Below are 19036 nucleotides of genomic sequence, written 5' to 3' on the forward strand. Positions count from 1 at the left end.
AACAGTTGAATAAAATGTAATAAAGTTATATAATTCTATTTGAAAGCGGTTTCTGTTACTAATAAATGTAATTGGTTCTCTGATTTCAGAAATCGGTTTCGTACAGAGTAACTGTTTCCGGTTCAAAATGAACAATATTTTAAGGGGGAAATACAGATGAAAAGCATGAAAAAATGGTTAGCTTTAGGTTTAACATTAGTGCTTGCGTTCTCATTGGCTGCTTGTAGTGGCGGTGGAAATGAAGGGGCTTCTAATGATGGTGGCGAAGGTGGAGACAAAAAAGTTGAATTAACGTTCTGGGCTTTTGGTGCTACTGGTTATGAAGAATTAGTAAAAGAATACCAGGAAGAAAATCCAAATGTTACAATAAAATTTAAATCTTCTGAAACAGCAGAACATCATGATGCATTATTCACAGCATTATCAGCTGGTAGTGGTGCTCCTGATATCGCGATGCTTGAGGTTGATCAATTTGATCGTTTCAAAGCAGCACAAGATCGTTTTGCAAATTTATATGACCTTGGAGCTAAAGATGTTCAAGATCAATATTTAGATTGGAAATGGAATGCTGGAGAAAATGCTGATGGCGATTTCTTATTCGGTCTTCCTACAGATATAGGTCCAAAAGCTTTATACTATCGTACAGATGTTTTCGAAGCAGCTGGTTTACCAACTGAGCCTGCTGAGGTTGAAGCATTAATTAATTCTCCAGAAGCTTTTAAAGAAGCTGGTTTACAAGTTAAAGAAAAAACAGGAAAACCTTTTGTTGATAGTATTGAAATGGCATACAGAGCTTATTTAGATTCAGCTGTAGAAACTTATTTAAATCCTGAAGGTGAGTTACTTATTACAGAAGAAGGAAATGCAGTTAAAAAAGCTTATGATTATGCAGTTGAGTTAAATGAAGCAGGAATTGTTGGTAACTTTGATATGTGGACACCAGAATGGTCTAATGCTGTAAACACTGGTGAATTTGCTGCAGAATTAGGTGCTGGTTGGTTAAAAGGTTGGATGGAAGGTAATGCTCCAGATGCTTCTGGTAATTTCAAAGTAGCTACTTTACCAACTGAATTTGCTGCAAACTGGGGAGGATCTTACATTGCAATCCCTGGTGAAACAGAAAATGCTCAAGCAGCATACGATTTTGTTGAATGGTTAGTATCACCTGAAAATCAATTAAAATCTTTCCAAAGCAATGGATTATTCCCTTCTGCACCAGCTGTGTATGAAATGGAAGAGTTCACTTCTAACCAAGACGAGTTCTTTGGTGGTCAAGTAACTTCTGAAGTATTTGCACAAGCTGCACAAGATATCGAAGGTGCTGTTTATAAAGGTGAGAAATACTTCCCGGTTCACCAAGAAGTTCTGAATGCACTTAAGAACGTTCAAGTTGGTGGAGATCCTGAGGAAGAATGGGATGCAGCTGTTAAGCGTGCTCAAGATCTAGTAAGTCGCTAATCTGACTATTCAATTATTTTGGTTATGGTGCTCATTTGGGCACCATAGCCAATTTATAAAGGAAACGGGGAGTGAAAATGGTTTCTGCAAATGAAAAAAAAGTCAAAACCAAAAGATTTTTGTCTGAAGAAAAGAAAGATATGATATCTGGATATTTATACGTTTCACCATTCTTCATCATTTTTGCGGTTGTAGGTCTTTATCCAGCGCTATTCAGTATGTATTTAGCATTCCAAAAGTGGAATGGATTAAGTCCAATGGAATTTGTAGGGTTGAACAATTTTAAGATTGTTTTAGTAGATCCGCTATTTTGGAAATCTGTTTATAACACACTGATTATTGGATTAATGGGAACTGCTCCACAATTAATTGTAGGGATTATTCTTGCATTTTTACTTAACTTATCGTTTCTCCGCTTTAGAAATTTCTTCAGAGTTACGATCTTCATGCCGTATATTACGTCAATGGTTGCAGTGGCCCTCATATTTAGTGTTTTATTTAGTAATCATGAATCTTCCCTAGCCAACTATGTATTAGGTGTATTTGGGTTCGATCCTGTAAGTTGGGGGACTTCCGAATGGGGTACAAAAATAGCCATTTCAATTATGGTTTTCTGGAGATGGGTTGGATACAATACAATTATTTATTTAGCTGGACTCCAAAGCATTTCTAATGATCTTTATGAAGCGGCAACAATTGATGGAGCTAATAAGTTTCAACAACTTATGTACATTACAATGCCGTTATTAAAACCATTTATCACTCTAACTGTTTTCTTCTCAACTGTTGGAGCATTACAATTATTCGCAGAACCAACGGTGTTCCTTGGAGCAGCTGCATTTACAAGAGATGAAGCGATGACTGTCGTGATGTATTTATATCGTGATGCATTCAAGCTACAATCCTTTGGTACAGCTTCAGCAACTGCGATTATCTTGTTAATCATCATTATCGTATTCTCAGCGATTAATACATTACTAACTTCAGGTTATGGTAAGAAGAGGAAGGAGGCAAAATAATGGGTGAAGTAGCTGGATCAAAAAAGTTTTCTTTAGGAAGAATTGCAATCTATGTTTTTATGAGTTTAGCATCCTTGCTTTCGCTTTTTCCATTTTATTGGATGTTTGTTATGGCAACAAGTCCAAGTTCTGCCTATAACTCAATCCCGCCAACAATAACGCCGGGTAACCTTTTGGTTGAGAACTTTCAAAAAGTATTAGGATCAATCGATTTCTTCCAAGCAATGTGGAATACGATCATCCTATGTACGTCAGTAACAATTATTGTTTTAATTATTAGTTCTTTAGCTGGTTTTGCATTTGCTAAATTCAAATTTCCAGGAAAGAATGCATTGTTTATAGGTATTCTATTAACAATGGTTATCCCGCCACAGCTTGGGTTAATTCCGCAATTCTATTTAATTTCAAAAGCAGGATTATTGGATACCTTGCAAGGGGTAGCACTACTTTTCTTCTTGAATCCATTAGGGATCTTCTTGATGAGACAATATGTGACAGGATCAGTTCCAGATGAACTTATTGAGGCGGCAAAGCTTGATGGCTGCTCTAACTTTAGAATCTACAGAAGTATTGTATTGCCAATTATACTACCAGCATTTGCAACATTAGGAATCATTGTCTTTACAGCTGTATGGGGAGAATTCCTATGGCAATTTACAATTTTAAGAGATCCAGAGATGTATACAATACAAGTTGCGTTAGCGAATTTAAGTAATACGTTCAATATCGACTTCGGTATGATTCTATCAGGTGTTTTCTGGGCGACTGTACCATTAATTATCATTTTCTTACTGTTTAATAGATTATTTATCTCTAGTATTACAGATGGAGCAGTTAAGTAACTCTCCTTACCAATATATTCATTGTAGAACAACATTTATAAAATTGAATTTTCGTGAAAATAATAGTAATCTAACAGTATTAACTTATTATGAAGGCGAAAGGCAAATGAGGAACCACTATGAATTTAACAATAAAAGATATCGCGAAAATGGCTGGAGTTTCTCCAGGAACTGTATCTAAAATTATAAACAATTATAGTGGCATTAGTGAAAAAACGAAGAAGAAAGTTATGGATATTATAACTGAAACAGGGTATCAACCTACTTTTTCTGCAAAGGCACTTGCCACTAAAAAGTCTAATTTAATAGGGTTAATATACGCTGGGAAAGTAAACGTTGATTTTACTCATCCATATTTTAATGAAGTTGTTACTTCGTTTAAAAAGGCGATTGGACTGTTAGGTTACGATATTATTATGTTTTCGAATGAACAATTTTATAAAGATAATGGTAGTTACCTAGCAAGATGTAGACATTTTCATGTTGATGGATGTGTCATCATTGCTGGAGAAGAAATAGAGGATGCCATTTATGAATTAGTAGAAGCTGGCATCCCATGTATGGGAATAGATTTAGAATTATCTGGACCAAGTGCAAGCTTTGTTATGAGTGATAATGTTAACTTGTCAAGACAGGTTATTCAGCATTTTTATTTACATGGTATTAGAGATGTTGGTTTTATAGGTGGAAAACGTGATTCTGCTATTGCCATGTTTAGAGAAAAAGGATTTATAGATGCGATGAACCAGCTTGGTCTAGACGTGAAAAAAGAGTGGATGTATTATGGCGATTTTCATGAGGAAAGCGGATATATTGCAATGAAAAAAATATTTGAAAATAAAACGCTTCCTCGTGCAATTTTTGCTGCATCTGATATGATGGCATTTGGCGCAATCAGAGCAATTAAGGAACAAGGCTTAAGAGTTCCAGAGGATATATGCATTATTGGCTGTGATGATATTGATGCTTGCCGTTATAGCAGTCCTAAATTAACGACTGTCAGACAGGATAAAGATCGACTCGGCAAGCTTGCTGCTTATATGTTAAATGATTTGATTAATGGAAAATCAGAGCTAAAGCCTATTTTTATTGATTCGAAATTAATGGTACGTGAATCATGTGGACGTTAATAAAGGTAGAGAAAATTAAGTGGAGGTAAAAAAATGGCTATCATAGAATTTCCAAAAGATATACGATGGGGAGCTGCTACAGCAGCATACCAAATCGAAGGAGCTGCAACGAAAGATGGAAGAGGTCTTTCAATATGGGATACATTTTCAAAAACGCCAGGTAAAGTTTTAAATGGAGATAATGGTGATGTAGCTTGTGATAGTTATCATCGCTATGAAGAAGATATCGAGCTTATGAAAGAATTAGGTATTGATATTTATCGATTCTCAGTTTCTTGGCCGCGTATTTTCCCAACAGGAACTGGTGAAGTAAATCAAAGTGGTCTTCAATATTATCACGATTTCGTTGATGCCCTTTTAGCAAATGGAATTGAGCCAATGTGTACTCTTTATCATTGGGATCTGCCACAGGCTCTACAGGATAAGGGTGGCTGGGAAAACCGTGAAACAGTTGATGCCTTTGCAGAATATGCTGATTTAATGTTCAAAGAATTTGATGGAAAGATTAAAAAATGGATTACGATTAATGAACCATGGTGTGTTTCATTTCTTTCAAATTTCATAGGGATCCATGCACCAGGGAATCAAAATCTTCAATTGGCAACAACAATTTCACATCATCTTCTACTTGCTCATGGTAAGGCTGTAACGAAATTCAGAGAATCAGGTCTTACAGGTGAAATTGGTTATGCTCCAAACCTTGAATGGAACGAACCATATAGCAATAAACAAGAAGATATTGATGCATGTAATAGAGGAATGGGCTGGTTTATTGAGTGGTTCTTTGATCCAGTTTTCAAAGGAAGCTACCCACAATTTATGCTAGATTGGTTCGAGAAAAAAGGAGTAACACTTTCAATCGAAGATGGAGATATGGCATTTATCCATCAGCCAATTGACTTTGTTGGGATCAATTACTACACAGGTAGTGTTGTGAGATATAAAGAAAACCATGATTTATTTGATAATGAAAAAGTGGATATTGGTTATGAAAAAACTGATTTTGATTGGAATATCTACCCTGAAGGTTTTTATAAGGCATTATCAAAGTTAAAAGATCAATATGGTCAAATTCCAATATATATTACTGAAAACGGAGCTTGCTATAATGATGGTGTAGAAAATGGTCGAGTTAAGGATCAAAGACGAATTGATTACTTAAAACAGCATTTAACTTCATTAAGTAGAGCGATAGATTCTGGTGTAAACATCAAAGGTTATCTAACTTGGTCATTACTTGATAACTTTGAATGGGCTGAAGGATATGACAAACGTTTTGGTATTATTCATGTTGACTTTAATACATTAGAACGTACAAAGAAAGATAGCTACTACTGGTACAAGCAAACAATCAAAAATGGTTGGTTTGATATGTTTTATTAATTTGTAGACCCCAATTGGAAATCGGTTTCTGGTTGGGGTTTTTTCTTATCATTTTTAACTCAGTTTATAATTAATTTATAATGCAATAGTATCTATCTTACAACATAATGCTACAATGAATAGAGTTAAGCACCAAAGCCTCTGATTTACAGGAGCTGGAAAGAAATTAAAGATTTAGAGAAAAACACTGAATACTCAAAGATTCAAGAACAGCCTAAGAGAATATAACAATAATTAAAGAGAAAGAAGAAGGATACTATGCGAGATAAAATTCAAAGAATATTAGAGATTTTAACAGCATTCTTTTTTCTAAATATGCTATGGATCATTTTTTGTTTACCGATCATCACAATCTTTCCTTCTACAATGACGATGTTTAGCATCGTAAGAAGATGGAAGCTGAATGAAATTGATTATGATGTAGCTAAACTATTTTTTTCAGAGTTTAAAGAAAATGCTAGGAAATACTTTATGCTAGGTGTAGTATGGCTAATTTTTGGTATATTGCTTATCATTGATTATTTCTTTATCATCACCATCCAGTTTGAAGCGAGAAATCTACTATTTGGACTTCTCTTTTTGGGTACTTTTATGTATTTAGGTATGTCGCTATTTATCTTTGGAATTGCTGTGAATTTTGATCTTCCTAAGAAGGCAATTTTCAAGAACGCCCTTTTATATACAATAGGAAAATTAGGAACAACAGTATTAACAGTTATGATTTTAGTAAGCATGGTGATTATTTGTTATATTGTGCCTTATTTGTTATGGATAATCGGTAGTATTACAGCATTTTTCATTTATACGACAATGAGTAATATGAACCGAGTCTCATGGGAAAAAGATAGTAGTCAAAAATAAGTTTCTTTTTATTGGATAGTAGATTTAAAATTCTTCAAAAAATGAAGCTTAGAATAATTTTTAAAAATGTTTAATAAAGACGAATATAAACTATTCTGAAGCTGGAAAAATACCTCGTTCCATTGCGCTGCAGACACTCCATTCGTCCGGGAGGAAGCTAGCTTAGCCTCCACAGCAACGCCTGCGGGTCTCAGACTTTCCTCTATTCCTGTAGGAGTCAAGAGTCTTCCGCTCGATTTCACTAGTCCAAATAAAGACCCGAACTATTAGGCGAAAGATTAATTGAGGTATCAGCTAATAATTAGGGTTTATCATTAACTTAAATACTTATATCCCAACCCCTTTTTTCATTTTGAGAAAGGGGTTTCCTTTTAGGGGAAGTATTTATCAGAAAATTTCAGTTTCTTAAAGAATATTCCTTTTATTTCATCTAGAAATCTAGTATAATTAAAAATGTTAGCGGTTACAATCTATTAGTTACTTATAAATACTATAAAAAGAGAGTGATTGCTTAAAATAATTTGAGGGGGAGATGGAGAAAGGCTTTTTTTACACTTAATAATGAAACCGTTTTCGTAACCTATATCGTTTTTGGAAACCGGTTTCTAAAACAAAATAATCAAGGGGGATTTATTTTGATAAAAAAGATGTTGAAGAAATTTACAGTCTATATGATGATATTCGGATTAATAGCTTCCATGCTTCCGTCTTTGGCAGCTGCTGAGGAATCTGATTATGGTAGTTTACTAGGTAATCCAGGTAAAAAACCATCTCAAGCTGGAGCTTTAAAGTTAACTGAAGTAAATGGACAAAAAACACTAACTGATAGTAGTGGGGCACCAATTCAATTACGTGGAATGAGTACTCATGGGTTGCAATGGTTCCCAGAAATTATTAATGATAATGCATTTACAACACTATCAAACGATTGGGGTTCAAATTTAATTCGTCTTGCCATGTATGTTGGAGAAAATGGATATGCAACAAACCCAGAGGTTAAGCAGAAGTTAATAGAAGGAATTGAACTTGCAATTAAGCATGATATGTATGTAATCGTTGACTGGCATGTTCATGCTCCTGGAGATCCTAATGAAGAAGTTTATAGCGGAGCTTTGGAATTCTTTGATGAAATTTCTACTAAATATAAAGATGTTCCAAATATTATTTATGAAGTAGCTAATGAACCAAGTAGTAATAGCAATGGTGGTAATGGAGTAACAAATGATGAAGCTGGTTGGAATGCGGTAAAGTCGTATGCTGAGCCTATCATCGAAAAAATCCGTGAAAATGGAGCAGAAAACATTGTTATTGTTGGAAGTCCAAACTGGAGTCAACGTCCTGATTTAGCGGCAGATAATCCGATTAATGACGAAAACACAATGTATACTGTTCATTTCTACACAGGCTCACATCCAGCAGCAGCTGATAGCAGTGATCGTGAAAATGTGATGAGTAATGCTAGATATGCACTTGAAAATGGAGTAGCTGTTTTTGCAACAGAATGGGGAACAAGTGAAGCTAATGGTAACAATGGTCCTTATTTAGACGAAGCTGATGTGTGGATTAATTTCTTAAATGAAAACAATATTAGTTGGGCAAATTGGTCTTTAACAAATAAAAATGAAACATCTGCAGCATTCACACCATTTCAACTAGGTAAATCAGAGGCAACAGATCTTGATCCAGGTGCTGACCATATGTGGTCACCAAAGGAATTGAGTATTTCTGGTGAGTATGTACGAGCTCGTATTAAAGGTGTTACATATGAACCAATCGATCGTACAAAGTTTTCAGAGATTTTATGGAATTTTAATGATGGAACATCACAAGGATTTGGTGTTAATGGTGATAGCCCTCCTTCAACAAAGGATATTACTACAACTAATGAAGACAATGCACTTAAAATTTCTGGTTTAAAAGCTAGTCAGGATATTTCTGAAGGGAATTATTGGGCAAATGTTCGACTTTCAGCTGATTCTTGGGATAAATCTGTTGATGTACTAGGAGCAGAAATGCTTACTATGGATGTCATTGTTGATCAACCAACAACTGTATCTATTGCTGCTATACCACAAGGTCCATCAGCAGGATGGGCAAACCCAACGCGTGCAATTAAAGTGAATAGTGAGGATTTTGTTGCTTTTGGTGATCAATATAAAGCAGTTTTAACAATAACCAAAGAAGATGCTCCTTCACTTGCTACTATTGGGGAAAGTCCTGATGATAGTACAATGAACAATCTTGTTCTTTTTGTAGGTGCTGAAAATGCGGATAGTATTTCTTTAGATAACATTACAGTTTCAGGAACAATTACTGAAGTAGAGGTAATAAATGACCCAGAAGGTGTAGCAACACTTCCGTCTACCTTTGAAGATGATACACGTCAAGGTTGGAAATGGAGTGGAGATTCTGGTGTAAAAACAGCTTTAACCATTCAGGAAGCAAATGGCTCAAAAGCTCTTTCATGGGATTTTGCTTATCCAGAGGTTAAACCATCTGATAATTGGGCATCTGCGCCTCGTTTAGATTTTTGGATGGATACATTAGCACGTGGTGATAATGATTACGTTGCATTTGATCTTTATATGGATCCAACTCGTGCATCAGTAGGATCAATAGCGGTTAACTTAGTATTCCAACCGGAGGCTCTTGGTTATTGGGCACAAGCACCAGGAACATATGAGATCAATTTAGAAGAACTTGACTCTGCAAAGAAAACATCTGATGGCTTGTATCATTTTGAAGCAAAAATAGATGTAAGCTCAATTGAAAACTTACAAGACGATACCTTGCTTCGCAATATGCTGCTTATATTCGCAGATGTTGAAAGTGACTTTGGTGGAACAATGTATGTTGATAATGTGAGATTTGAAAAAGCGGATCCAGGCACAGGTGGAGAAGAAGGAGAAACACCAGCACCAAACCCAGGTGAGGGAGAAGAAGAAACTCCAGCAGATCCAGATAAAATAATAAAAGAATTGTTTAATGTTGATGGGCTTGTCTATTCAATGAAGAATTCTGCAAAATCCACAACATTCACTAAAGAGGTTTTAAATCAATTACCTTTAAATTCTAAGATTGAATTAACTTATGAATCAACTAAGGTTCAAGTTCCTGTTGAAATCTTAAAGGTAGGAAAAGACATCACATTTAATTTTGGTGAAGTTTCAGCATCAGTAGAAAAGAAATCAGGAGCAATTAGTAAATTGTATGACTTTACAATTGTTACTGAGGATGGAAAGAAAATTAGTAACTTTGATAAAAATAAAGTGACTTTAATTTATACAATTGATCCTAATGATGTTAAAGATTGGGACAACCTTAAAGTGTTTTTTGTTGATAAAAAAGGTAAAAAAATAGAAGAGATTGAAACGAAATATAATAAAGACAAGAACGAAGTAACTGCTTCTCTTGCTCACTTTAGTATCTATGGTGTGTTTGAAGTAGCTGCAACTACTCCATCTGTTGAACCAGTACAAGAGGAAAATGGAGAAGGAGAATTACCAACAGTAGAAAAAGTTAGTTCAGGTAAAGAATTACCTAATACAGCTACAAGCTCATATACAACTTTATTAGTAGGTAGCGTATTATTACTAGCTGGAATCATGTCATATCTATTTATTAAAAGAAGAATGAGTGTAAGTAAGTAATTCAAGATCCAGTTAATAGGTATAAAGAGGCTGGGACATAATAGAAATCATGAAAAAAGACGAATGAACCTAAATTCAGTTAAGCTAAAAGAAACAAGTTCGTTCCATTGCGCTGCAGACACTCGCTTTCCACGGGGAGGAAGCTTGTGCCTCCTCAGCTACGCCTGCGGGGTCTCAGACTTTCCTCTATTCCCGTAGGTGCCCTAGTGTCTTCCGCTCCATTCCACTAGTTCTTAAAAATAGTATGCAAAATCCCAAAAAGCAATTGAAGACAAAAAAACTCGAACTATTAGGCGAAGGTTATTGAAATATCACCTAATAATTCGGGTTTTTCATTAGTTTAAATACTTATGTCCCAGCTATCGTGTAAATCTGAATTTTCCTGTCACAACCACTTTAAAAAAACGTCAAAATTCCTGGTCGGTTTGGCTGTTACTCTCTTCAAAAGCAAGGTTTTTTTGCTTCATTTCATGGTCAGTAAAGAAGGCTGTCCTTTTATTGGATTACGTTTTTTTAATCTTGAGATAAATAAATCCAATTTTTTTCATCAAATTCTTTAATAATATAAGTTGAATCAATTTTTTGTAAAACTTTATTGAAAGACTCTATATTTTTATCATAATCATACAAGTCTTCCATGAATATATTCCTTTATAATGAAATTCGTTAAATTTGAACTATTCACAAAATCCGAAAAGAACGTTCTCAAAGTAATTGAATCTTCTTTTGTGAAAGCTTCATCATTAAGTAATGAAATTCTAAAAACATTTAATATCTCATTTATGTCCTCATCGTCCATATAACATAAAGGGTCCAATTTTTTATCTTCCTCTGTAAAAGGATTTCTAGTATCCTCAATTACTACATAAGCGAAAATATGTCCATTCTTTAATACATGGAAAATTTCTAAATCACGCAATTTTAAAATTCTATGAAGTGATGTCATCGTTTCACCATACTTAATAATAGATTCAATCTTCTTCATATTCATTCAAAATCTCTTTAATTGTAAAACTTAAAGCGTAGTATACATATAACGCTGTCATTAATGCAGGGAAACCATATCTTTCACCATCATCACCTGGAATTAATGGTTGACGAAGCTTAGCATCTATATGTAAATCTGTGTTTTGATTTAATCCAGCATCTGTATTTTTTATTAAGGCAGAAACACCGACTGTTTGGATACCTTTACTAGTAAGTTCTTTTGCAATTGAAATTGCTTCTTCATCAGTTGAACGGTATGTAAAAAGAATCACTCTGTCTGCAGGTGTGACCTCTTTTATAGCGCCCTCTGAATCCAATAATGATTCTGCCCCTACTAAGTTTTCCGAACCTGTTAAAGCCTCTAAAACAACTCCGTGAAGCTCTTTGTGTCCATATAAATAAACTTTACCGTCCCCCACTAAGGCTTGTGCTAAGAGTCTTGCACTGTCTTCAATGCTCATTTCCTCTTGTTCAAGAATCCGATTAAAATGTCCTGTGATTTGTGTTGTGAAAATTTTCATCATTGAAAGTGAGCTCTCCTTCTTTTCAAATACTATTAGTATTATAACGAAGAAACATGAAATCTAAAAATGTTTAAAACCATTAGATTGACTATAAATGTGATATTCTAAAGAAGGGTTTTAGGTTAAATTACGACAAGTTAGGCAGAATTTGTCGACAAAAGATTAACTAAGAATGCAGGAGATAAACGGAAAAAGAAGAATTATTAATAAACAAGAAAACGTTTTAGTGGTTCAACTTTTTTTGATAGAATTGAATACTTTAACAAAATTTTCACCAAGGTTTATACATAGGCTAAGTAAAAACGTGATATTTAAATAATAATTGTGGGGATTTCAGCAGACAAAGGAGCTGGAAGATGAACAATTTTATTCACAACTTTATATTAAGCTTTTAAGTGCTAATTAGCGTTTAACAATAATATTGATAGCAAAGGTACCTTAAGGTATCAGTTTTAGAGAAAACTAAAAAAATAAGAGGTGTAATAAAACATGTTAAAAGAAAAAATATTAATTGTTGATGATCAATACGGTATTCGTATATTACTAAATGAAGTATTTCAAAAGGAAGGCTATCAGACATTTCAAGCAGCTAATGGCTTTCAAGCTCTAGAAATCGTTGATAAGCATTCACCAGATTTAGTTCTTCTAGATATGAAAATACCAGGTATGGATGGTATTGAAATTCTAAAAAGAATGAGAGTTGTTGATCAGGATATTCGTGTCATTATTATGACTGCATATGGCGAGTTAGATATGATTCAAGAAGCCAAGGATCTTGGAGCACTTACTCATTTTGCAAAACCATTTGATATTGATGAGATTCGTGGAGCTGTTAAGAAATACTTACCACTTAAAGCAAACTAGTAACATTATATTACCCAAATATCTGCAGAAATGTTGCCGTTTTTCGGGATTATTGGTATGCTAGTACATATGAAAAGTGATCATGCGGAATCTACATATTAGTGATAAATTCTGGTCAAGCTAGGTATGATATACTTTTCTGTATTAGAAAAATAAGGTTTCTTAGGAGGATTTTTCGACATGCCTTTAGTTTCAATGACAGAGATGCTGAACACAGCAAAAGACAAGGGATATGCAGTAGGACAATTTAATCTAAACAATCTTGAGTTTACTCAAGCAATCCTGCAAGCAGCTGAAGAAGAAAAATCACCAGTTATTCTTGGTGTATCTGAAGGTGCTGCTCGTTACATGGGTGGATTCAAAACAGTTGTTAAAATGGTAGAAGGTTTAATGGAAGATTATAAAACAACAGTTCCTGTTGCAATCCATTTAGATCATGGTTCAAGCTATGACAAATGTAAAGAAGCAATTGATGCTGGTTTTACATCTGTTATGATCGATGCTTCACACCACCCATTTGAAGAAAATATTGAAACAACGAAACAAGTTGTTGAATATGCTCATTCAAAAGGTGTTTCTGTAGAAGCAGAATTAGGAACAGTTGGTGGACAAGAAGACGACATTATTGCAGAAGGCGTAATCTACGCTGATCCTCAAGAATGTGCTGAACTTGTTAAACGTACTGGTATCGACTGTCTAGCTCCTGCACTTGGTTCTGTTCATGGACCATACAAAGGTGAGCCAAACTTAGGATTCAAAGAAATGGAAGAAATCGCTAACCTTACTGGTATGCCATTAGTACTTCATGGTGGTACTGGAATTCCAACAAAAGATATTCAAAGATCAGTATCTTTTGGTACAGCTAAAATTAATGTTAACACTGAAAACCAAATTGCATCTGCTAAAGCAGTTCGTGAAGTGTTAGCTGAAAAGCCAAACGAATATGATCCTCGTAAATACATGGGACCAGCTCGTGACGCGATTAAAGCTACAGTAATCGGAAAAATGCGTGAATTTGGCTCTTCAAACCAAGCTTAATTTTATAGAATATATTACCGCCTTTGTCGAAAAAGGCGGTAATATTCAGAAAATAAAGAAAGCGCTATCAAAATATGTCGAACCTCCTCTAAACCTGTTATATCTAGCTGACCTAGTTTAAAAGAATAATAGGAAACGGACTTGCTACTGCTTGTCCGTTTTATTATTTTAGCTTTTCCAGCATCAAAAACAACTTGGTTTAACAAAAAGAAGGAGCATGCTAAGTTTTTTAAAAGAAATCCTTTCATGTTAAGAGCGAGTATGACATACTCATATACTTACCACTAATAAAGTAAATCTCCTATAAAATCAAAGAAAATCCAAATTGTTATGATAAAACTTAAAGTTAAACATTGTTGTCCTGCTTAATAGATGGTTTAATAATAGTAGAGCTCATTTTTTGGAGTAAAGCTCATTTTATTATTTTCCTCTTTGTTAATTTAAACGTAATAAACAGAAACTTTAGATAGCCTTTTTATAAACTTAAATGATAAAGATATGTATTGACGATGCCATAAAAGGAAATAAAAGAGATAAACAGCTTGTTTTTTTATCACTAGTGTTACAAACCTAGTTGATAGGTAGAAGTGAAGGTTAGTTTATAGCTTCACCGACAGGACGGTATGGATTTATCTCTACTATTATTAGTGAATAAACTTTGTTGACAAGAGATGTTTTATTCGGAAAACATGATGGTAAGGAAATAGAAGCATGTTTCGTGTACGAAAGAATACATAATTATGTAGAATGACCGAAAAAGCTTGTCCTCCATGTTCTTTCCGCAAAGTCAACTTCATTAGAAGGGAGACTATTATGGAAAAATTAAAAATAGCAGGTGGAGATTTACTGAAAGGTTCAGTATCGATCAGTGGTGCGAAAAATAGTGCTGTTGCTTTAATTCCTGCGACGATTTTAGCAGAATCTCCAGTTACAATTGAAGGTCTGCCGAATATTTCTGATGTAAATATACTAGGTGATTTGTTAGAGGAAATTGGAGGTAAGGTAGAGCTTACCAACAATGAAATGATTGTAGATCCTTCAAATATGATTTCAATGCCTCTTCCAAACGGAAAAGTTAAGAAGCTTAGAGCTTCCTATTACTTAATGGGAGCGATGTTAGGTCGCTTTAAAAAAGCTGTGATTGGTCTTCCTGGTGGATGTCATCTAGGACCACGTCCAATTGATCAGCATATTAAGGGATTTGAAGCATTAGGTGCAAAAGTAACAAATGAACAAGGTGCAATATACTTACGTGCAGAAGAACTTCGAGGAGCTCGAATTTATCTAGATGTTGTTAGCGTAGGTGCGACAATTAACATTATGCTTGCTGCGGTTAAGGCTACAGGAAGAACAATTATTGAAAATGCTGCCAAAGAGCCTGAAATCATTGATGTAGCAACCTTACTAACAAGTATGGGAGCAAAGATAAAAGGTGCTGGAACAGATGAAATTAGAATAGATGGTGTTGAGAAGCTTAGCGGCTGTCGTCATTCAATTATTCCTGATAGAATTGAAGCTGGAACTTACATGATAATTGGTGCAGCAATGGGTAAGGAAGTAATGATTGATAATGTTATTCCGCTGCATTTAGAATCACTAATAGCAAAGCTTCGCGAAACAGGTCTCCATATTGAAACAAGTAATGACCAAATTTTAATTATTGGTGGACAAAAAGAGTTAAAATCAGTTGATATCAAAACTCTCGTTTATCCGGGCTTTCCAACTGATTTACAACAGCCATTTACTTCTTTCTTAACAAAAACAACCGGAACTAGTGTTGTGACAGACACGATATATTCTGCTCGTTTTAAACATATCGATGAATTGAGAAGAATGGGCGCCAAAATTAAAGTTGAAGGTAGATCTGCTATAGTCTCTGGTCCAACAAGATTACAAGGTGCAAGAGTAAAAGCAAGTGATCTTCGTGCAGGTGCTGCTCTAGTATGTGCTGGATTGATGGCAGACGGCATAACTGAAATCACAGGTCTAGAACATATCGATAGAGGCTATAGTCAGCTAGAAGAGAAGTTAACAGGCCTAGGAGCAACGATTTGGCGTGAGAAATTAACTGAAAAAGAAATTGATCAACTACAAAATTCTTAAATTGATTCGTGTAGCTAGAATGAAATACAATTTAACCACCTGGATGAACTCCAGGTGGTTAATATAGAATGTTATCGTTATTGAATCTAGATGTAAAACATTCATAGGAAGTAGACTAAGTCTTGATCTAAATTCTTCAAAGAAAAGCCTCTAGCTTACAATGAATTTTCCAAAAATGATTGATTAAAGTTGAAAAATAGGGTAAAAATAAAGAGTGCTGCATTGAACAACTAGCTTCAAAATCTACTTCAAGCTCACCTTCATTCCTTCTCTATCCAAATGTTATCTTCATTTGATTAGGCTCTTTTCTTTAAAAATTGTTGTTAATTGACCTAATGATTGTGAAAAACAGTGTTTTCTTCGCATGAAAGAAACCATTTTGAGAAGAAAAGATGTTATACTGTGCTGTTTATTTCGAGTATTAGAGGAAGCAACAAAGTTTACGCATCAGCCATGACTAATTGGTTATAAATCCTCAATTAAGCAGCAGCTAGACAAACTTCCATAGTTGAAAATTGAGTTTGAAATGATAAATAGAAATTAAAATTGAAAATGAAAAAGAGTGGTGTTTGTATGAATCAGGTTTCAATTTCTTCATTAGAACATTTGAAATTGAAGGAACTATATGAACTTGCGCGTCAGTATAAAGTTTCATATTATAGCAAGTTAACAAAGAAAGAATTAATTTTCGCTATTTTAAAGGCGAATGCTGAACAAGAAGATCTTTTATTTATGGAGGGTGTTCTTGAAATTATTCAGTCCGAGGGCTTCGGTTTTTTAAGACCAATCAATTATTCTCCTAGCTCTGAAGACATTTATATTTCTGCATCACAAATTCGACGCTTTGATTTAAGAAATGGTGACAAAGTTTCTGGTAAGGTTCGTCCTCCAAAAGAAAATGAGCGTTACTACGGATTGCTGCATGTAGAAGCTGTAAATGGTGAAGATCCTGAAACAGCTAAGGAACGTGTTCACTTCCCAGCATTAACTCCTCTATATCCAGATAGACAAATATTCTTAGAAACAAAATCAAATAATTTATCTACAAGAATCATGGATCTTATTGCACCTGTGGGCTTTGGACAACGTGGTCTGATTGTTGCGCCTCCAAAAGCGGGTAAAACAATGCTATTAAAAGAAATTGCTAATAGTGTGACAACAAATAATCCAGAAGCTGAGCTTATCGTCTTATTAATTGATGAAAGACCAGAGGAAGTAACGGATATTGAGCGCTCTGTTGCAGGAGATGTTGTTAGCTCAACATTTGATGAAGTTCCAGAAAATCATATTAAAGTAGCAGAGCTAGTGCTTGAGCGTGCGATGCGTCTTGTTGAACATAAAAAGGATGTTATTATCCTAATGGATAGTATCACTCGTTTAGCACGTGCTTATAACTTGGTCATTCCTCCAAGTGGACGTACATTATCAGGTGGTATTGATCCTGCAGCATTCCATCGTCCAAAAAGATTCTTTGGAGCAGCTCGTAATATTGAAGAAGGCGGAAGCTTAACAATTCTTGCTACTGCATTAATTGATACAGGATCTCGTATGGATGATGTTATTTATGAGGAATTTAAAGGAACAGGAAATATGGAGCTGCATCTAGATCGTTCTCTAGCAGAAAAACGAATTTTCCCTGCGATTGATATTCGTCGTTCTGGAACAAGAAAAGAAGAGCTTCTTATTCCGAAAGATCATTTAGAAAAATTATGGGCTATCCGTAAATCAATGACAGATTCTCCTGACTTTGTTGAGAAGTTCTTTAGAAAGCTTCGCCAAACAAAATCTAACGAAGAATTCTTTAGTAATTTAGATGCTGAGATGAAGACTGCAAGAAATCGCTAGAATTGGTAGTGAAGGCTGGGGCTTCCTCAGCCATCTTGCCTTATGCTTGTCGGGGCTAACCGGGATGCTTTCGCTTTTCTAGTAATATTTAACTTCAGCTTGCATTTGGTCTTGGCACTTGTTATAATTTGCTCATGTGCTTTTCTAGTTGTGATTTATCTTTTGATGAATCCACTAGTTATTACTCTGTTTCAGATGATTCAGGGCGGAAGGAGATGAAAAGAATGAAAACAGCTATTCACCCAAACTTTAATAAAGTTATGGTTAAATGTGCATGTGGTAACGAATTCGAAACTGGTTCTACTAACAAAGAGATCCGTGTTGAGGTTTGTTCTGAGTGCCACCCATTCTACACAGGACGTCAGAAATTTGCGGATGCAGGTGGACGTGTAGATAAATTCAACAAAAAATACGGCATTAAGTCACAACAACAATAATGCTTCTTTCAAACAGGCAAGACGAAACTGCTCTTGCCTGTTTTTTCACGCCTATTTTACCAATTTAAGCATATCCTACATACTATAGTAGGCTATTTTTCAGACATTTAGTATCATGTAAAGCATGTTTATATAGACAAAAAAGATACGATTAGTGTACCTTCTTAAATGGTACGGGTCAATCGACTCCAAGATGAATACGACGAAGGGAGAGCCGTTTCATGTATATAATGAAGCAAAGTGGTTGGCTTGAAGTCATCTGTGGTAGTATGTTTTCAGGTAAATCAGAGGAACTCATTCGTAGAGTTCGACGTGCAAAGTTTGCAAAACAAGAGGTTAAGGTATTTAAGCCAGTCATTGATAATCGATATAGTGAAGAAGAAGTTGTTTCACATAATGGAACAGCCATTATATGTAAGCCGGTAGCTTCTTCTATAGAGATTTTAGAATATATATCTGATAAAACAGATGTGATAGCTGTTGATGAAGTTCAATTTTTTGATGAGAATATTGTGGATGTTCTTACTTTACTAGCAAATCAAGGATATCGTGTTATTGCTGCTGGGCTAGATCAAGATTTTAGAGGAGAGCCTTTTAGTGTTGTTCCAGGGCTGATGGCTATTGCTGAATCAGTGACTAAGCTACAGGCTGTTTGTTCGGTATGTGGGTCTCCGGCAAGTCGTACGCAAAGGTTGATAAATGAAAAGCCGGCGTCATATGATGATCCGATTATATTGGTTGGTGCGTCTGAATCGTATGAGCCAAGATGTAGGCATCATCATGAAGTGCCAGGTTCACCTGTGAAGGATTTTAAGAAAGAGGAAAGTACTACAACGAAAAATAGCATTTAAGATGAACGAGGTAGACTTATTGGGGTCCTTTAATTAGGTGAAGA

14 protein-coding genes and 1 pseudogene are annotated in these 19036 nt (G+C 35.0%); 13 read left to right on the forward strand and 2 right to left on the reverse strand.

Features of this window, described 5'->3' with window-relative positions; translation table 11 throughout:
* Nucleotides 1-156 precede the first annotated feature (156 nt).
* The 7 genes from JOC75_RS16095 (at nucleotide 157) to JOC75_RS16125 (ending at nucleotide 10343) form a co-directional block, all read left to right on the forward strand.
* Nucleotides 157-1458, forward strand: coding sequence for an ABC transporter substrate-binding protein (locus JOC75_RS16095; RefSeq protein WP_204955030.1), 1302 nt, complete (start codon nucleotides 157-159; stop codon nucleotides 1456-1458).
* 77 nt (nucleotides 1459-1535) lie between these two features.
* Nucleotides 1536-2477, forward strand: coding sequence for a carbohydrate ABC transporter permease (locus tag JOC75_RS16100; RefSeq protein ID WP_146950185.1), 942 nt, complete (start codon nucleotides 1536-1538; stop codon nucleotides 2475-2477).
* Nucleotides 2477-3319, forward strand: a complete 843-nt coding sequence (locus tag JOC75_RS16105) for a carbohydrate ABC transporter permease (protein WP_204955031.1) — start codon at nucleotides 2477-2479, stop codon at nucleotides 3317-3319. Before JOC75_RS16100 ends, JOC75_RS16105 begins: the two co-directional genes overlap by 1 nt.
* 119 nt (nucleotides 3320-3438) lie before the next feature.
* Nucleotides 3439-4449 (forward strand): LacI family DNA-binding transcriptional regulator, encoded by a 1011-nt coding sequence (locus JOC75_RS16110; RefSeq protein WP_204955032.1) that lies wholly within the window; start codon nucleotides 3439-3441, stop codon nucleotides 4447-4449.
* A 33-nt stretch (nucleotides 4450-4482) separates the two neighbouring features.
* Nucleotides 4483-5832 (forward strand): GH1 family beta-glucosidase, encoded by a 1350-nt coding sequence (locus JOC75_RS16115; protein WP_204955033.1) that lies wholly within the window; start codon nucleotides 4483-4485, stop codon nucleotides 5830-5832.
* A gap of 258 nt (nucleotides 5833-6090) precedes the next feature.
* Nucleotides 6091-6693, forward strand: coding sequence for a YesL family protein (locus tag JOC75_RS16120; RefSeq protein WP_204955034.1), 603 nt, complete (start codon nucleotides 6091-6093; stop codon nucleotides 6691-6693).
* A 635-nt stretch (nucleotides 6694-7328) separates the two neighbouring features.
* Nucleotides 7329-10343, forward strand: a complete 3015-nt coding sequence (locus JOC75_RS16125) for a carbohydrate-binding domain-containing protein (protein ID WP_204955035.1) — start codon at nucleotides 7329-7331, stop codon at nucleotides 10341-10343.
* Nucleotides 10344-10856: 513 nt separating this feature from the next.
* Here JOC75_RS16125 and JOC75_RS16130 read toward each other — a convergent pair.
* Together JOC75_RS16130 and JOC75_RS16135 are read right to left on the reverse strand one after the other, a co-directional pair.
* Nucleotides 10857-11289: pseudogene (locus tag JOC75_RS16130) on the reverse strand (terpene synthase).
* Between the two features lie 25 nt (nucleotides 11290-11314).
* The gene (locus JOC75_RS16135) at nucleotides 11315-11854 is read right to left on the reverse strand and encodes a DUF2529 family protein (protein ID WP_204955036.1); all 540 of its coding nucleotides are present in this window, start codon (nucleotides 11852-11854) and stop codon (nucleotides 11315-11317) included.
* A 489-nt stretch (nucleotides 11855-12343) separates the two neighbouring features.
* On the opposite strand from JOC75_RS16135, the gene JOC75_RS16140 reads away from it, so the two are divergent.
* The 6 genes from JOC75_RS16140 to JOC75_RS16165 all read left to right on the forward strand — a co-directional run bounded on the left by JOC75_RS16140 (nucleotide 12344) and on the right by JOC75_RS16165 (nucleotide 18992).
* Nucleotides 12344-12718, forward strand: coding sequence for a response regulator (locus JOC75_RS16140; RefSeq protein ID WP_146950192.1), 375 nt, complete (start codon nucleotides 12344-12346; stop codon nucleotides 12716-12718).
* A gap of 180 nt (nucleotides 12719-12898) precedes the next feature.
* Nucleotides 12899-13756 carry a class II fructose-bisphosphate aldolase gene (locus JOC75_RS16145; RefSeq protein ID WP_146950193.1) on the forward strand — a complete coding sequence of 286 codons (858 nt, stop codon included), beginning with the start codon at nucleotides 12899-12901 and terminating at the stop codon, nucleotides 13754-13756.
* Between the two features lie 813 nt (nucleotides 13757-14569).
* Nucleotides 14570-15859: a UDP-N-acetylglucosamine 1-carboxyvinyltransferase gene (locus JOC75_RS16150; protein ID WP_204955037.1), complete on the forward strand. Its 1290-nt coding sequence runs from the start codon at nucleotides 14570-14572 to the stop codon at nucleotides 15857-15859.
* 573 nt (nucleotides 15860-16432) lie between these two features.
* Entirely contained in the window at nucleotides 16433-17704 is a 1272-nt protein-coding gene (gene rho / locus JOC75_RS16155; protein ID WP_146950195.1) for a transcription termination factor Rho, read from the forward strand.
* A gap of 224 nt (nucleotides 17705-17928) precedes the next feature.
* On the forward strand, nucleotides 17929-18141 hold the full coding sequence (gene rpmE, locus JOC75_RS16160) for a 50S ribosomal protein L31 (protein WP_204955038.1): 213 nt from the start codon (nucleotides 17929-17931) through the stop codon (nucleotides 18139-18141).
* A gap of 221 nt (nucleotides 18142-18362) precedes the next feature.
* Complete coding sequence (locus tag JOC75_RS16165; RefSeq protein WP_204955039.1) at nucleotides 18363-18992, forward strand: thymidine kinase; 630 nt, start codon at nucleotides 18363-18365, stop codon at nucleotides 18990-18992.
* Nucleotides 18993-19036 lie beyond the last annotated feature (44 nt).

Origin of the sequence: Metabacillus crassostreae, assembly GCF_016908395.1 — a bacterium.
GTDB lineage: Bacteria > Bacillota > Bacilli > Bacillales > Bacillaceae > Metabacillus > Metabacillus crassostreae.

What these genes read in the sequence shown, in the direction of transcription:
- JOC75_RS16095 (WP_204955030.1), top strand. Translation starts at nt 157, where the DNA reads ATGAAAAGCATGAAAAAATGGTTAGCTTTAGGTTTAACATTAGTGCTT.
- JOC75_RS16100 (WP_146950185.1), top strand. Translation starts at nt 1,536, where the DNA reads ATGGTTTCTGCAAATGAAAAAAAAGTCAAAACCAAAAGATTTTTGTCT.
- JOC75_RS16105 (WP_204955031.1), top strand. Translation starts at nt 2,477, where the DNA reads ATGGGTGAAGTAGCTGGATCAAAAAAGTTTTCTTTAGGAAGAATTGCA.
- JOC75_RS16110 (WP_204955032.1), top strand. Translation starts at nt 3,439, where the DNA reads ATGAATTTAACAATAAAAGATATCGCGAAAATGGCTGGAGTTTCTCCA.
- JOC75_RS16115 (WP_204955033.1), top strand. Translation starts at nt 4,483, where the DNA reads ATGGCTATCATAGAATTTCCAAAAGATATACGATGGGGAGCTGCTACA.
- JOC75_RS16120 (WP_204955034.1), top strand. Translation starts at nt 6,091, where the DNA reads ATGCGAGATAAAATTCAAAGAATATTAGAGATTTTAACAGCATTCTTT.
- JOC75_RS16135 (WP_204955036.1), bottom strand. Translation starts at nt 11,854, where the DNA reads ATGATGAAAATTTTCACAACACAAATCACAGGACATTTTAATCGGATT.
- JOC75_RS16140 (WP_146950192.1), top strand. Translation starts at nt 12,344, where the DNA reads ATGTTAAAAGAAAAAATATTAATTGTTGATGATCAATACGGTATTCGT.
- JOC75_RS16145 (WP_146950193.1), top strand. Translation starts at nt 12,899, where the DNA reads ATGCCTTTAGTTTCAATGACAGAGATGCTGAACACAGCAAAAGACAAG.
- JOC75_RS16150 (WP_204955037.1), top strand. Translation starts at nt 14,570, where the DNA reads ATGGAAAAATTAAAAATAGCAGGTGGAGATTTACTGAAAGGTTCAGTA.
- rho (WP_146950195.1), top strand. Translation starts at nt 16,433, where the DNA reads ATGAATCAGGTTTCAATTTCTTCATTAGAACATTTGAAATTGAAGGAA.
- rpmE (WP_204955038.1), top strand. Translation starts at nt 17,929, where the DNA reads ATGAAAACAGCTATTCACCCAAACTTTAATAAAGTTATGGTTAAATGT.
- JOC75_RS16165 (WP_204955039.1), top strand. Translation starts at nt 18,363, where the DNA reads ATGTATATAATGAAGCAAAGTGGTTGGCTTGAAGTCATCTGTGGTAGT.